Here is a 15,952-nt window from a genome sequence, read left to right as displayed (position 1 = left end):
CGGCGGTCAGTGCACGGTGTCCGACGGCTCGGGGTCGCTCTGGCTGGCCTCGTGCGCCAGCGCCTCGTCGGTGGCGTAGAGCGGCAGGGCGCCGCGCACGGCCACGCCGAGCCCCTCCTGCGCCGTGCAGGCCAGCACCTCGGGCTCACCCGCCCGCGAGAACGAGAGCAGCGAACGCAGCCCGCCCGGGCCGAGGTCGATGACGACCTCGTGCGGCTCGCGGCCCTCGCGCCGCAGCTGCGCCAGGAGGAAGGCGCTCAGCCACGGGACGCAGGGATCCTCCTCGCCCGCCAGCTCCCGCGCGCGCAGCGGATCGAGGGACACCCGCATGACGACGGCCGATCCGGACGCCAGGTCTGCGCGGCCGCGGCCGCAGCGCTGGCACACGTGGATCTGCTTCAGCTCGAGCCGTCGCACGCCCGGCCACTACCGTCGGACCGCGGGACCGTCAACCCGCGCGCGGAGCGCTTGCGGCTGCTCCTGACATCCGGTCGGATTCTGGTATGCTCCGCCCGTCAGTCCTCATGGCCACCATCTTCTCGCCACGGACCGGGGCCCCGGAGCGGCCCGCAGATTGAAACCACCGGGCCGTCGGATCCTGGCGGCGGGGTTCGGGCGACGATGAGCGAGCCCCCCGGACGCCCCTTCCACCGGTGGAGCCCGCCGGCATGACACCGCTCCTCCTCGTCGTCGCCCTGCTGATCGTCTTCGGCTCGATCCTCGCGGCCGCCGAAGCGTCGATCAGCCGCATGACCAAGGTCCGTGCCCTCGCCCTCAAGTCGGAGGGGCGGCGCAACGCCGGCCTGCTCGAGCGCATCGAGTCCGATCCGCCCGCTTACCTGAACGCCGTCTATCTGGCGGTGATGTTCGTGCAGAACGGCTCGGCCATCCTGGTCGCGCTGATCGCCGAAACGTACTTCCAGAACGACACCCTCGTCATCACCGTCGCCTCGGTGGTGTTCACGATCATCTACTTCGTGGTCGTCGAGGCGATGTCGAAGACGTTCGGCATCCTGCATTCCGACCGCGCCGCCCTGGCCCTGGCCCCGGTCGTCTTCTTCCTCGGCCGCGCGCTGAGCGGGCCGACGCGGCTCCTCATCGGCCTCGCGAACGTGCTGCTTCCCGGCAAGGGCCTGAAGCAGGGACCGTTCGTCTCCGAAGAGGACATCCGCAGCATGGCGGAGGTCGGACACGAGGAGGGCAGCATCGACGCCCAGGAGCGCGAGCTGATCCACTCGGTGTTCACGTTCGGCGACACCCTCGTGCGCGAGGTCATGGTGCCGCGCCCGGACATCGTCGCCGTCGAGGTGAGCGAGCCCATCGCGCGCGTGCTCGAGACCGTCACCGAGCACGGCTACTCGCGCATCCCCGTCTACCGCAACGAGCTCGACCACGTGGAGGGCGTGGTCTACGCGAAGGACGTGCTCAAGGTCCTCGGCCTCGACAAGGACGACACCCCGCTCGTCGAGGTGATCCGGCCGGCGCACTTCGTCCCGGAGTCGAAGCGCGTCGCCGACCTCCTGCGCGAGATGCAACGGCACAAGTTCCACCTGGCGCTGGTCACCGACGAGTACGGCTCGGTGTCGGGTCTCGTGACGCTCGAGGACGTCCTCGAGGAGCTGGTCGGCGACATCGCCGACGAGTACGACCCCGACGAGCCCGAGATGGTCGCGCTCGCCGACGGCGTCTTCCGCGTCGACGGCGCCATGCCGATCCACGACCTCAACGAGAAGCTCGGCGTGAAGCTGCCGAGCGAGGAGTGGGACACGGTCGGCGGGCTCCTCCTCGGTCTCCTCGGCGCCATCCCGCGCGAGGGCCAGGAGGTGCGCTGCGAGAACCTGGTGTTCCGCGCCGAGCGGGTCGTGCGGCGCCGGGTGGAGTCGGTGCTCGTCACCGCCGTGCCCGCCGAGCCCGAGTCGTCGCAGGCGAGCGGCTGACCCGGGGTACCGGGGCCTTTCGGCCCGACCCGCGCCGCCGCGCCCCCGCCCCGGACGTGCGAAGGCCCGGCGACGCGTCCGCGCCGCCGGGCCTTCGTCCTGCCCAACCGAGCCGCGGGGCTCAGCTCTTGATCATCATCCCGTAGAACGAGCGGTAGACGAACACCGCCGACACGACGAAGAACGCGGCGGCAAGCCCGATGCTGACGCCGAACGGCAGCGTGATCGCCAGCTCGACCGCGAGCAGCCCGAACAGCGTCGTGAACTTGATGATCGGGTTCATCGCCACCGACGAGGTGTCCTTGAAGGGGTCGCCGACCGTGTCGCCGACGACGGTCGCGGCGTGGAGCGGCGTGTTCTTCGCCTTCATCTCCGTCTCGACGACCTTCTTCGCGTTGTCCCAGGCGCCGCCGGCGTTGGCCATGAAGATCGCCTGGAAGAGGCCGAAGAGCGCGATCGAGATCAGGTAGCCGATGAAGAAGTACGGCTCGAGACAGGCGAAGGCGAGGGTCGAGAAGAAGACCGTGAGGAAGATGTTGAACATGCCCTTCTGCGCATACTGCGTGCAGATCTCGACGACCTTCTTGGAGTCCTCGATCGAGGCCTTCTCGACGCCCTCGAGGCGGATGTTGCGCTTGATGAACTCCACCGCGCGGTAGGCGCCCGTCGACACCGCCTGCGTGGAGGCGCCCGTGAACCAGTAGATCACCGCACCGCCCATGATGAGGCCGAGCAGGAAGGGCGGGTGCAGCACCGAGAGGTTCTGCAGGTTCTCGGTGAGGCCGTGGGTGAGCGCCATGATGATCGAGAAGATCATGGTCGTGGCACCGACCACGGCGGTTCCGATGAGCACCGGCTTGGCCGTGGCCTTGAAGGTGTTGCCGGCGCCGTCGTTCTCCTCGAGGAAGTCCTTCGCCTTGTCGAAGTCGGGAGTGAAGCCGAACTCCTTCTTCACCGCCTCCTTCACGTTCGGAACGTTCTCGATCAGCGACAGCTCGTAGACCGACTGCGCGTTGTCCGTCACCGGACCGTACGAGTCGACGGCGATCGTCACCGGGCCCATGCCGAGGAAGCCGAAGGCCACGAGGCCGAAGGCGAAGATGGCGGGCGCCAGCATGATCGGCGTGGTCGTGCCGGGCAGATTCGCGCCGAGACCGGCGAGGCTGACGAAGAAGGCGATGCCCATCAGCGTCACGATGACGACGCCCATCCAGTAGGCGCTGAAGTTGCCGGCGGTGAGGCCCGCGAGCACGTTCAGCGACGCGCCGCCCTCTTCCGACGCCTGCACCACCTCGCGCACGTGGCCCGAGTTGGTCGAGGTGAAGATCTTGATCACCTCGGGGATGATCGCGCCCGCGAGCGTGCCACAGGTGATGATCGTCGACAGCTTCCACCACAGCGACGGGTCGCCGCCGAGGGTGGGGATGAGCAGCCACGACATCAGGTAGGTGATGACGACGGAGACGATCGAGGTGAGCCACACCAGCTCGGTCAGCGGCTTCTCGAAGTCCATCTTCGACGCGTTGCCGAAGCGACCGACCTGGATGCCCTCGTTGATGAGGTACGAGGCACCCGAGGCGATGATCATCATGACGCGCATCGCGAACAGCCACACGATGAGCTGTACCTTCACGGTGTCGTCCGGGACCGCGAGCAGGATGAAGGAGATCAGCGCCACGCCGGTGACGCCGTAGGTCTCGAAGCCGTCGGCCGTGGGGCCGACCGAGTCGCCGGCGTTGTCGCCGGTGCAGTCGGCGATCACGCCGGGGTTGCGAGCGTCGTCTTCCTTGATGTTGAAGACGATCTTCATGAGGTCGGAGCCGATGTCGGCGATCTTCGTGAAGATGCCGCCGGCGATGCGCAGCGCCGAGGCACCGAGCGACTCGCCGATCGCGAAGCCGATGAAGCACGGGTAGGCGTAGTCGGAGGGCACGAACAGCAGCACGCAGAGCATCAGGAAGAGCTCGATGGAGATGAGCAGCATGCCGATGCTCATCCCGGCCTTCAGCGGGATCGCGTAGCAGGGGAACGGCTTGCCCTCGAGCGCCGCGAACGCCGTCCGCGAGTTCGCGAAGGTGTTGATGCGGATGCCGAACCAGGCGACGACGTAGCTGCCCGCGATGCCGATCAGGCTGAAGAGGACGATGGTGGCGACCTTCACCACCGGCATCTCCCGCAGCACCCCGAAGTACAGCACCATGATGGTGCCGATGAAGAGCTCGAGGATGAGGATGAACTTGCCCTGCGTGATCAGGTAGGTCTTGCAGGTCTCGTAGATCAGCTCCGAGATCTCCAGCATCGACCGGTGCACGGGCATGTTCTTCAGCTGCCCGTAGATCACGAGCCCGAACGCGAGCCCGAGCAGGCAGACGACCAGGCCGATCATGAGCAGGTGGTTGCCGGCCATACCCAGGAACGTCGCATGGGTGAGGTCGGGGACGACGAGGTCAATCTCGCTCTTGTGTCCCTCGGTGGCAGCCTGGGCGACGGTCGCGCCCAGCACCGCGAGCACCGTGAGGGCGGCTCGGAACAACAGGTGCATTCTCACTCCTCCTGGAGGGGGGATGGCAAAAGGCGCCGGTTTCTAGCCGATGGCGCCTGGGGATGCAAAGCTCGGAGCCCCAGGTGTGCCCGACGATCCCGGCGGCGCCCGGGACGGCCTCGTCTGGCCCCTGGCGCCTCCATGGCGAGAGCGACCTCGCCGGCCCGGGGAAGACCGGAAGCCGGCGAGCGATCGCTTCGCCCCGCCGGCCGCCGCGCCGATTCCTATTGAAAATGAAGTTCAATTTCGCTACGAGCACGGGCCTCGGCTCCCGTCGTCACTGAGGTCGTCCCAGTCCCGGCTCAGCGTCTCGAACGCGTCTGACACGGAAATCCCGGCCGATGATGCACACTACGAAGGAGACGCGAATGACGACGAGGATCCTCACTGCCGGCGCGCTGGTGCTGGCGCTGGGCACGGGCGCGCTCGCCCACGTGCTCGATCCGGTCGCCGACAAGGCGGCCATCAAGCTGCGCGCGGACGTCGCGAAGCAGCAATCCAAATACACCCTCTGCCTGGTGAAGGCCGCGACCAAGTGCGAGGCGCGCGGCGTCGTGTCGGGCGTCGAATGCGACCTGACGACCGGCGCCGTGGCCTACGAGCCGACGCCCGGCACCGAAACCGCGAAGTTCCAGGCCGCGATCGCGAAGTGCGATCTCAAGCAGACGCTCGCCAAGAAGGGCACCGACTACGTCGGCATCGGCTGTCCCGGCGACTGCGACCCAGGCGCACCCGGCGTCCAGCAGTGCAGCGGCCTGCCGGCCTACGAGGCCCTCGTCGAGGCACCCGACGCGAGCGCCGTGAAGGGCCAGCTCGGCTTGCTCCTCACCGTCGTCGATGCCGGCTGCGCGAGCCTCGGCGCCTCCACGAGCGCCGCCCGCATCGCCTGCGTCAAGAACGCCGTCGCGCAGCTCGCGAAGTACGCGTCGGGCGTCTTCAAGTGCCAGCAGAAGTGCGAGCTCGACGCCAAGGGCTCGAAGGGCGGCGGCGCCACGACGAACGGTCCCGTCTGTCTCGTCGGCCCCGGTGCCCATCCGGTGGTCGCGACCTGCGTCGCGAAAGCCGCGTCCAAGGTGACGATACCCGCCGCCGTGGGCGTCAGCTCGGTCGTCGGGGCGGTCCTGAACGAGGTCACCGACGGCCTCTTCAACCGCGAGGACGCCACCGATCCGAACAGCCCGAACGGCACGCTCTCACCGTGCGGCACCTGCGGTGACGGCGTCCGCACCGGCACCGAGGCGTGCGACGGCGCCGACACGGGCATCTGCCCCGGCGCCTGCAACGCCGATTGCACCTGCGCCCCGCCGCCGGTCGATCCGATCCTGGGCGGCGCGGCTGGCACGTTCTGCCAGACGGCGGTGAACCCGGCGACCGCCGACTTCCAGCCGCTCTGCGTGCCGACGGCCGGCACGGGCCGTCATTTCCGCATCGAGGGCATGCAGAATCTCGGCAACAACGGGTACGTCTACCTGGCGCTCGGCTTCCCGGCCGCGCCGACGGGCAACCCGGCGACGAGCGCGGGCGATGGCCGCTTCATCCTCACGGGCGGGAAGAGCGTCTCCTGCGCCAACGGCTGGACCTACTTCCGCTACAGCGGCGTGCAGGATCCGCCCAGCGCGTCGCTCTGCGCGAACCCGGTGTTCGGCGGCTACAACCTCGCGGCGGCCGAGGTCTGCGTCGACGTCTCGGCCGGCGTGCCGGCGCGTACCACGTTTTGGGTCACGGGCGAGAACGGCGCGAACTGCCGCGACAAGGACAGCCTGACGCTGGCCACCGCTCTCTACTCGAAGAGCGATTGGGCGGTCGCCGAGGCAGTAGGCACCGCCGATCACTTCGTCAAGCTGAGCAGCGCCTCGCTGGCGACGGCGACCAACGTCGCCATCTCCTCGAACACCGTCCTGCCCTGACCGGATGCAGCGGGGGCGGCACGCCGCCCCCGCTGCGGGTAGCCCGACGCGGACCCGCTCGCTATACGCTTTCGATGGGCACGATCCGGCGGTTCCTCGAGGAGCACTTCCTGCACTTCAACGCCCGCGAGCTGGTCGCGGCGGCGCGCGCCTGGGAAGCGCACCTCGGCGCCGGCGGCAAGATGATGATCACGCTCGCCGGCGCGATGAGCACCGCCAAGATCGGCAACCTGCTCGGGCAGATGATCCGCGCCGGCAAGGTGCACGCGATCTGCTGCACCGGCGCGAACCTCGAGGAGGATCTGTTCAACCTCCTCGCCTACGACGACTACGAGATCATCCCCGACTGGCGCGCGCTGTCGGCGGCGGACGAGAAGGCCCTCTACGAGCGCGGTTTCAACCGCGTCACCGACACCTGCATCCCCGAGACGGTCATGCGCCACCTCGAGGCGCGGCTGCTCGAGCGCTGGCAGGCCGCCTGCGCCGCGGGCGAGCGCAAGTTCGAATCGGAGTTCCTCTGGGACGTGTTCGAGGACGGCTCGATGGAGCGTCACTACCGCATCGGCAAGGAGAACAGCTGGTTCCTCGCAGCCCAGGAGGCCGGCCTGCCGGTCTGGGCGCCGGGCTGGGAGGACAGCACGACCGGCAACATGTTCGCCGCCGCCTGCTACCGCGGCACGCTCGCGCACCATCAGTGCGTGAAGAGCGGCACCGAGCAGATGGAGCACCTGATCCGCTGGTATCTCGACAACTGCAACCGCGGCACCCACGAGCCGAGCGTCGGCTTCTTCCAGGTGGGCGGCGGCATCGCCGGCGATTTCGCGATCTGCGCCGTGCCGACGATCATCCAGGACCTGAAAATCGAGGACGTCCCGTTCTGGGGCTACTTCTGCCAGGTGAGCGACGCGGTCACGAGCTACGGCGGCTACTCCGGCGCGGTGCCGAACGAGAAGATCACCTGGGGCAAGCTCGACGTCGACACGCCGAAGTTCATGATCCAGTCCGACGCGACCATCTGCGTGCCGCTCGTCTTCGCGTATCTGCTCGGACAGTGAGCGTGGACACGGCCGCGCCGCTCCTCGTCACGGGTGCCGCCGGCTTCATCGGCGCACGCTTCGTCGATTCGTGCACGCGCCGCGGCATCGCCTGCACCTCGGCCGACAAGGCGTCGCACTTCGGCGCGCGGGCCGAGCATCGCGACGTCGACTTCGGCGCCATCGTCGACCGCGACGATCTCCTGCCCTGGCTCGAGCGCGACCGCCCGCCGCTCGCGGGCATCGTCCATCTCGGCGCCTGCACCGACACGACCGAGACGGACATCGCGTACCTCGACCGCGTCAACGTCCGCTACTCCGAGCGCCTGTGGCAGTTCGCCGTCGCGGAGCGCGTGCCGATGGTCTACGCCAGCTCGGCGGCGACCTACGGCGACGGCAGCGAAGGCTTCGACGACGACGAGGCCCGCATCCCGCGGCTCCGGCCGCTCAACTTCTACGGCGACTCGAAGCAGCGCTTCGACTGCTTCGTGCTGGACGCCGAACGCGCCGGCCAGAGCCCGCCGGCGTGGTCCGGCTTCAAGTTCTTCAACGTCTACGGCCCCGGCGAACGCCACAAGGGCCGTATGGCGAGCGTCGTCCTGCACGCCTTCGACCAGATCCGTGCGAGCGGCACGGTGCGCCTGTTCCGCAGCCACCGCCCCGACGTCCCCGACGGCCACCAGCGGCGCGACTTCATCCACGTCGACGACGTGGTCGACGCGCTCCACTTCGCGCTCGCCCGCCCGCTTCCCCGCGGCATCTACAACCTCGGCACGGGGACGGCGCGGACGTTCCTCGACCTCGCGCACGCGACCTTCGCCGCCCTGGGCGTGCCGCCGAGCATCACCTGGACGGACACCCCGATCGATCTGCGTGCGCGCTATCAGTACCGCACGGAGGCCACGATGGACCGTCTCGCCGCCGCCGGCTGGGCGCACCCGACGGTCGCACTCGAGGACGGGGTCCGCGCCTACGTGCGCTGGCTCCTCGCACACGCTCCCGCGCCCGGCACCTGACCCCGGTCGCCCTGCGGACGCCCGCGCATCTGCGCACCGGGCTCCGTCTCGCAAGCGTTTTCCTTGACAGTCCGGTTACCGGTCTGTGAACCTCCGCGCATGCGGAGCCAGTCGCCCCTAGGTACTCGTGTCCCCGGCCTCCGGGTCGGGATCGCCGTGGCGCTCGTCACGGCGGCTGCCATCTCGACCCTGCCCGGCCCCGCCCGCGCCGCGCTCACCGTCGCCGAGACGAAGTGCAAGCAGCGGGCGGGGATCGAGGGCCGCGTGCTGCTGAAGAACGTGCAGAAGCAGCTCGGCAAGTGCCTGGACAAGGTGAGCAAGGGCCTGCTGCCGCCGATGACCGACTGTGCGCTCGACGCCGGCGTCGCGGCGGCGATCACGAAGGCCGAGGCGAAGCTCACGCAGAAGATCGTCGCGACCTGTAGCGACGCGGTCGTCGCGGGTCTGGTCTTCGGCGGCGACTGCTACGGCACGACGACCGGCGCCGACCTCGCCAGCTGCCTCATCGACACGCACGAGGCGCAGGCGTTCGCGCTGGCCGCCACGGTCTACGCGAACTCGGGCTCGCTGCCCGCTCCGCAGCAGAAGTGCCAGGCCGCCGTCTCGAAGGAGACGCAGAAGTACCTCGGCAAGCGCCACAAGCTGATCGCCGGCTGCAAGGACAAGGTGAACGGCGGCAAGCTCCCGGGCACCACCGATTGCGCCGCGTACACCGCGGCGAAGGTCGACGCCGCCGCGGCCAAGAGCGCCGCGAAGATCCCCACGCAGTGCGCCGACGCCGTCGTCGCCGCGCTCCCCCTCGGCGCACCGTGCACCGGCGCGACGACGGGCACCGGGCTCGCGGCCTGCGCCGTCGGCGTCACCGCGCAGCGCGACGATGCGCTCATCACCGTCGAGTACGGCGCCGGCCCCACCGGCACCACGTCGGCACTGAAGCTGATCACCGACGCCGCGAGCGAGTGCGTGAAGGGTCCGCTCAGCCGCTGCCGCAACGGCGACTACCTGATCTCGAACGACCGCATCCGCGTCGTCGTGCAGAGCGTGCAGCGCAACCTGTTCGGCGTCGGCCAGTACGGCGGCCAGATCATCGACGCCGACCTCGTCCGCACCGGCCTCGATCCCGACCGCGACAACTTCGAGGAGTGGTCGACGTCGCTCAACATCGAGAACACCGCGCACTACACGAACCTGACGATCGTCAACGACGGCAGCGACGGCCAGGCCGCCATCCTGCGCGCCACCGGCGTCGACGACCTCCTCGACTTCATCAACCCGAGCACAGTGGTCGCCGACTTCGGCTTCCCGTTCCCGGCCGCCGCCAACGACACGGACCTGCCCGTCGAGATCGTCACCGACTACGTGCTCGAGCCCGGCCGCAACTGGGTGCGCGTCGAGACCACGGTGCACAACACCGGCGCGTCGCCGCTCAGCATCTACTTCGGCGAGTACCTGAACGGCTCGGGTCATTCGCGCCAGTTCCAGGGCGCCTACGGCTTCGGCTCGCCCACGATCACGCTGCGCTGCCCGGTGGGCGTGCCGAACCCCTGCAACACCATCGTCTACGCCGGCGTCGGCGAGGGCATGGGCGTGTCGTACGGCTACACCAACGAGGTGCCGCAGTCGTCGGCGTTCTCGACCGCCGGCGTCGCCGTGCCGCTGATCGGCACCGAGGTCGTCCTCGCCGTCATCGGCGCCGCGACCCCGCCGTGGACGATGACGGCGAACGGCTCGCCGGGCGACTCGATCACGTTCCGCCGCTACTTCATCGTCGGCGACGGCTCGGTGTCGTCGGTCCTCGACGCCCGCAACCGGGCCCTGCTGCTGCCTGCCGGGCGCATCGAGGGGACCGTCACGGCCGGCGGCGTCGGCGTGCCGGGCCTCCAGGTGACGGTCCTCGGCCCCGGCAGCGGCGGCCCAACCGGCCTCACGCGCAACGTCGTCACCCACGCCTACACCGACATGACGGGCCGCTACTCGGCGTCCGTCGCGCCCGGCACCTATCAGGTGATGGCCAACGTCGAAGGCTCGCCGTTCGAGGGCGGCGGCAGCACGCCCGCCGAGCACACGGTGTCGGTCGCCGCCTACGGCACGGTGACGCGCAACATGGCGATCCCGGCGACCGGCACGCTGGTCGTCAATCTCGTCGACGAGACGAGCAGCCCGATCCCCGGCAAGGTCACCGTCGTCGGCTTCGATCCGAGCCCGACGCCGCGCAACACCCAGAGCATCTTCGGCCTCATCAACGTGTCGACGTCGCTGTTCATGGACGGCGGCCCCGACGCCCTGCCGTTCGGTCTGGCCCAAGCCCACTTCATGAACCAGAGCGGCACCACGGGCGCCGTCGCGCTCGAGCCGGGCAGCTACCAGGTCGTCGTCTCGCGCGGCCAGGAGTTCTCGGTCGACAAGCACAACGTCACGATCACCGCGGGCGCCACCACCACGGTCAACGCGAAGATCGCCCGCGTCATCGACTCGCCCGGCTTCGTCACGGCCGACTTCCACGTCCACTCGATCGACAGCCCGGACAGCGAGGTCTCGCGCAGCGACCGCGTGAAGACCGTGCTCGCCGAGGGTCTCGACTTCTTCACCCCGTCCGACCACGACATCCGCACGAGCTTCCAGCCCGACGTCGACGCCATGGGCGCCACCGCGCTGGTCGGCACGGCAGTGAGCGGCGAGATCACGACCTTCGACTACGGCCACTTCAACGCCTGGCCGATGACGATCGACCCGCTGCAGGTGAACGGCGGCAGCGTCGACCACGGCGGCGCCGCGCCCGCGGGCTTCGACTTCCCCGCCTACGGCTATTTCAACCTGACGCCGGCACAGATCGTGGCGGCCGCGAAGGCCGATCCGGGCACCAACACGGTGCAGCTGAACCACATCCACAGCCACTTCGGCATCGACGGCAACTCCGGTCTCGCCATCGACACCGGCGTGTCGCCGCCGGCCTCGCCGTCGTCGTCGATCATCGGCCCGGCGCGCCGGCTCGATCCGTCGATCCCGAACTACTTCGACGCCAGCTACGACGCGATGGAGGTGTGGATCGGCGACGACCGCGGCCACATCTACACCTACTTCCTCGGGCAGAACGCCGGTGACTGGTTCAATCTCCTGAACCAGGGGATCGTCCGCACCGGCGTCTCCGACTCCGACACGCACGGCAAGGTGATCGTCCAGGTGGGCTCGCCGCGGAACTACGTCGCCTCGCCCACCGACGATCCGGGCTCGCTGAGCGCGATCGCCGAGACGCTGTCGGCCAACGTCAACGACGGCCGCAGCGTCGGCACCAACGGGCCGTTCGTCCGCATCACCGCCGACGCCGCCTCGACGGCGCAGACCGCCGGCCTCGACCTCGCGCTGCCGACGCTCATCAGCACCACCGACGGCAACGTCACGGTCACGGTCGACGTCCAGAGCCCGACCTGGGCGGAGTTCGACAAGGTCGAGCTCTACGTGAACTCGACCACGACCCGCAGCACGACCACCAAGGAGTCCGGCAACGGCCCGGTGTCCGTGAAGCGCTACGCGATCACGCCGGACTACACGCAGAACGTGAGCCCCACCCTCGTCAACGTGCATCCGTCCGTGCCGGGTGCCGACCGCCTCGAGGCGACGGCGGTCTTCAACCTGACCGGCCTCACCGAGGACGTCTGGATCGTCGCCATGGTGAAGGGGACCGACGGCGTCTCGCGGCCGCTCTTCCCCGTCTCGCCGAACAGCCTGCGGACCACCGGCAACACGACGCTCGCCAACCTCACCGACGGCAACCTCGGCGAGCTCGGCATGACCACGCTGGCCTTCACCAACCCGCTCTTCGTGGACGTCGACGGCGGGGGCTGGACGGCACCCGGCCTCCGGGTCAACCCCTGATTCGACGTCTCCTCGCTGCCCTGCTGCTCGGGGCCGCGTCCGTCGCCCACGCGGCGACGGACCGGCCCCCGGCGCTGGCCCAGCTCCTCGCCCGCGCGCGGCTCGTCGTCCTCGGCGCCGTCACCGAGGTCCGTACCTTCGACGAGGGCCGCATCGCACTGGCCCGCGTCCGCGCCGACCGCGTGCTGAAGGGCGAGCGCGACGCCGCCGACGTGCAGGTGGTCGAGCGGCGCGACCTCTCGTCCACCCCCGACCTGCTGCGCGTCGGCGACGCGGTGCTGCTCTTCCTCGCGCCGGCCGCGCGCTCGTCCTCGCTCGCGGCGGCGCTGCCGCCGGGTGGCCGCTACGTCGAGGCGGTGCAGGGCCGCGAGGGCGTCTTCGCCGGCGGCGCGACCGACGTCGCCGAGGCGGCCGGCGTCGTGTCCCGTATCGCCGAGGCGACGACGGCGCCGGCACCCGATCCGGCGGAGCGCGCGGCCCGCCGCCGGGCCCTCGTCTTCGACGAGATCGGCGCCCGCCTGCCGCGCGTCGTCGCCGACGGCGCGTTCGCACTGCCCGGCGTGCCGGACCTCGCGGCCACGCTGTCCGAGGCGGAGCGCGAGCGACTGACGGCGGCGCTCCAGCGCACCGATCTGCCGAGCTGGGTCCGCGTCGCCCTCGTGCGCGGCGTCGCCGCCGCGGAGCTGACGACGCTCGCGACCGTGCTGCGCACGCTGCCGGCGCCGGATGCGGCGACGCTCGAGGCGTCGTGGGTGGCGCTGCGCGAACTCGGCTCCCCGCCGACGGCAGACGAGCTCGACGCCGCGCTCGCGGGACCCGATCCGGGCGCCCGTGCCGCCGCCGCACGCGCCCTGGTGGCGACGAACGCGGCCGGCAGCGCCGAGCGGGTCGCCCGGCTCGCGCTCGCCGACCCGGACGCCGACGTCCGCGTCGCCGCCGCGGAGGCGCTCGCGAACGCCACGGATCCGCGCACGCTCGCGCTCCTCGAGAAGACGTTCCTTCAGGGCGACTGGCCGGTCCGACAGGCCGCCGGCCGCTCGATCAGCGCGATCGGGGGCCGGCCGGCGCAGGAGACCTTCGAGCGGCTCGCGTGGTCGGGCCGTCCCGAGGTGCCGACCTACGCGGTCACCCTGCTGATGCTCACGGGCATCGCGCCCGACGATCCGATGCTGGTCCGCATCCGCACCACGCATCCGGACGAGGCGGTGCGCCATCTGGTGGAAGACGGCCTTCCGAAGGGGCACGTGCACGAGTGACGCGTCTCCGTCGCGCCGCCGTGTGGGCCGTCCTCTGGGTCGCGCTCGTGGGCCACGGTCCCGAGCGTACGCCCAGCCGTGAGATCGTCCGGCTCCAGGGCCATCGCAGCGCCGGCGCCGCCGCGGACGCCGGCGGCGCGACGGCGCTCGTCGTCTCGGCGCTCGGCACCGACCACCCGTTCGCCGTGTCCGATCTGCGCACGTTCGGCTTCGCGGAGCAGACGAACGACGACACCGTCGGCCAGAAGGTCGTGCTCCAGGGCTCGCGCGAGCTGCTCTCCCGCTTCGCCAACGCGCGCCCGGAGCAGACGGTCACCATCCTCGCGGAACGCCGTTCCGGCTCGTCCGACCTGTTCCTACTGGCGCTCGATCTCTGTCCGCCGCACTGACGCGTTCGTTGCAACTCGGATGCGTCTCAGTGTCGGACGCTTGACCCGTATCGGGTCGCCTGCCTAAGAGGCATGCGGTCGTGCCTCGCGTCACGCATCGCCGCGCCCGTGTGCTGTCGCTCGTGCTGGCGGTGCTGCTGCTCGTGCCGCTCTTCCTCGAAGGGCATGCGCACCGCGACGAGCAGTCACGCGAGCACTGCGCGGTCTGCGTCGTCACCCACGCGCCGGCGCTGACGCCGGCCACGCCCACATCGGGCGGCACGGTGCTCACCGCGACGACGCTGCGGGCGACGACGCCGCCGAGCTACGGCGGCGTCGACCGGCCGACGCCCGCGGGCCGCGGGCCGCCAGCCCTCGTGCGACGAGCCGCAGCGTAGCGCCGCCCTCGCACGCGCGACTTCCGCGGGCGTGGGGACGGCATGTCGTCCGTCGTCCGTCACCACAGCGAGGTTGCGATGCGAAGCACCGCGAGAGGCTCCACGGCCGCGATCGTGCTGGCCATGGGCCTGTCCTGGCCGGCACAGACCGGCGCCCAGACCGTCGGCGAGCTCAAGCAGGAGCTCGACGCCATGAAGCGACAGATGCGTCAGATGCAGGAGATGCTCGAGCGTCAGGAGCGTCTCATCGAGAAGCTCGAAGCCCGCCCGGCGGCCACCGGCGCGACGGCCGCGCCGCCGAAGCCGACCGCAACGGCGGCGCCCGCCACCGCGCTCGATCGCGCGCTCGAGGAGGCCCGGGCGAGCGCGCCGCCGCCCGCCGCCGGTCCGACGACGCCCGGTACGTCGCCGGGGCCGGCGATCGCCTCGACGCCGCTCGGCGCGACCGGCGCGAACCTGCGGCTCATCGACCTCGCGATGGACACGATGGTCGCCGTCGGCGCGTCGACCGCGACGGACGAGGAGCTCGGCCAGCTCCAGGGCGGCGGCCACGATCCGAATCGCCGCGGCTTCACCCTCCAGCAGGCCGAGCTGTCGCTGTCGGGCGCCGTCGACCCGTACTTCACCGGCGAGGCCCACATCGTCTTCACGCCCGACGCCGTCGAGCTCGAGGAGGCGTTCGCGACCACGCAGGCGCTCCCGTACGGCCTCCAGATCCAGGCCGGACAGTTCCTCACCGACTTCGGCCGCATCAACCCGACGCATCCGCACCAGTGGCCGTGGATCGATCAGCCGGTCGTGAACTCGCGCTTCTTCGGGCCGGACGGCCTGCGCAATCCCGGCGTCCGCCTCGGCTGGCTGGCGCCGCTGCCCTGGTTCTCGCAGGTGCACCTCGGGGCGCAGAACGCGGGCGGCGAGACGGCCGTCAGCTTCCTCGGCGACACGGGCGGCGGCCACGATCACGCGCACGGCGACGCGGAGGTCGACGACGAGCCGACCACCGTCGGGCTGCGCCCCGCGTTCGGGCGCGACGTCAGCGACCTCGGCGATCTCCTCTACCTGACGCGCTGGGAGAACGCCTTCACGCTCACCGACTCGACGACCGCGCTCCTCGGCGGCTCCGCGCTGTTCGGCCCGAACGACTCGGGTCCGACCGGCCGCACCACCATCTATGGCGGCGACCTCACGGTGAAGTGGCTGCCGTCGTCGAACTTCCGCGGCTGGCCGTACGTGACCTGGCAGTCCGAGGTGATGGCGCGCAACTTCAAGGCGAACGCCGTCCACGACCCGCACGAGGACCTCGACCTGCCCCCGGCGACGCTGGACGACTGGGGCTTCTACTCGCAGCTCCTCTGGGGCTTCCACTACGGCTGGGCTACGGGCGTCCGCTTCGAGTACGCGACCGGCAGCGGCCCCAGCGTCGGCGGGCGCCAGAACGACCCGAACCGCGCCGATCGCTTGCGCGTCTCGCCGCTCCTCACCTGGAACCCGACCGAGTTCTCCCGCCTGCGGCTCCAGTACAACTACGACCACGCCGACTGGCTGTCGGATCCCGACCAGAGCACCGTCTGGCTCGGTCTCGAGATCCTCTTCGGCCAGCATCCGGCGCACCGCTATTAGG

The 15,952-nt window shown here is 70.4% G+C and carries 11 protein-coding genes; 9 read left to right on the top strand and 2 right to left on the bottom strand.

Annotation, left to right across the window (positions count from 1 at the left end):
• Positions 1-6 precede the first annotated feature (6 nt).
• Complete coding sequence (locus tag KIT14_09600) at positions 7-417, bottom strand: hypothetical protein (GenBank protein MCW5890794.1); 411 nt, start codon at positions 415-417, stop codon at positions 7-9.
• A gap of 251 nt (positions 418-668) precedes the next feature.
• On the opposite strand from KIT14_09600, the gene KIT14_09595 reads away from it, so the two are divergent.
• The gene (locus KIT14_09595; protein MCW5890793.1) at positions 669-1,937 is read left to right on the top strand and encodes an HlyC/CorC family transporter; all 1,269 of its coding nucleotides are present in this window, start codon (positions 669-671) and stop codon (positions 1,935-1,937) included.
• Between the two features lie 121 nt (positions 1,938-2,058).
• Here the strand turns inward: KIT14_09595 and KIT14_09590 are convergent, their stop codons facing one another.
• Positions 2,059-4,479, bottom strand: a complete 2,421-nt coding sequence (locus KIT14_09590; protein ID MCW5890792.1) for a sodium-translocating pyrophosphatase — start codon at positions 4,477-4,479, stop codon at positions 2,059-2,061.
• A 368-nt stretch (positions 4,480-4,847) separates the two neighbouring features.
• Between KIT14_09590 and KIT14_09585 the strand changes: the two genes are divergently transcribed.
• The 8 genes from KIT14_09585 (at position 4,848) to KIT14_09550 (ending at position 15,951) form a co-directional block, all read left to right on the top strand.
• Entirely contained in the window at positions 4,848-6,386 is a 1,539-nt protein-coding gene (locus tag KIT14_09585; protein MCW5890791.1) for a hypothetical protein, read from the top strand.
• A 74-nt stretch (positions 6,387-6,460) separates the two neighbouring features.
• Positions 6,461-7,441 (top strand): deoxyhypusine synthase family protein, encoded by a 981-nt coding sequence (locus KIT14_09580; GenBank protein MCW5890790.1) that lies wholly within the window; start codon positions 6,461-6,463, stop codon positions 7,439-7,441.
• 2 nt (positions 7,442-7,443) lie between these two features.
• Complete coding sequence (gene rfaD / locus KIT14_09575) at positions 7,444-8,436, top strand: ADP-glyceromanno-heptose 6-epimerase (protein MCW5890789.1); 993 nt, start codon at positions 7,444-7,446, stop codon at positions 8,434-8,436.
• Between the two features lie 99 nt (positions 8,437-8,535).
• A complete protein-coding gene (locus KIT14_09570) occupies positions 8,536-12,309 on the top strand; it encodes a CehA/McbA family metallohydrolase (GenBank protein ID MCW5890788.1) in 3,774 nt (1,257 codons plus the stop codon).
• Between the two features lie 182 nt (positions 12,310-12,491).
• Positions 12,492-13,565, top strand: a complete 1,074-nt coding sequence (locus KIT14_09565) for a HEAT repeat domain-containing protein (protein MCW5890787.1) — start codon at positions 12,492-12,494, stop codon at positions 13,563-13,565.
• Positions 13,562-13,954 carry a hypothetical protein gene (locus tag KIT14_09560; GenBank protein ID MCW5890786.1) on the top strand — a complete coding sequence of 131 codons (393 nt, stop codon included), beginning with the start codon at positions 13,562-13,564 and terminating at the stop codon, positions 13,952-13,954. Before KIT14_09565 ends, KIT14_09560 begins: the two co-directional genes overlap by 4 nt.
• Positions 13,955-14,034: 80 nt before the next feature.
• Positions 14,035-14,331, top strand: coding sequence for a hypothetical protein (locus KIT14_09555; protein MCW5890785.1), 297 nt, complete (start codon positions 14,035-14,037; stop codon positions 14,329-14,331).
• A gap of 114 nt (positions 14,332-14,445) precedes the next feature.
• Entirely contained in the window at positions 14,446-15,951 is a 1,506-nt protein-coding gene (locus KIT14_09550) for a hypothetical protein (protein ID MCW5890784.1), read from the top strand.
• Position 15,952 lies beyond the last annotated feature (1 nt).

The organism is bacterium (assembly GCA_026129405.1).
Taxonomy (GTDB): Bacteria; Desulfobacterota; Binatia; order DP-6; family DP-6; genus JAHCID01.
This window is presented reverse-complemented; position numbering and strand designations above follow the sequence as displayed.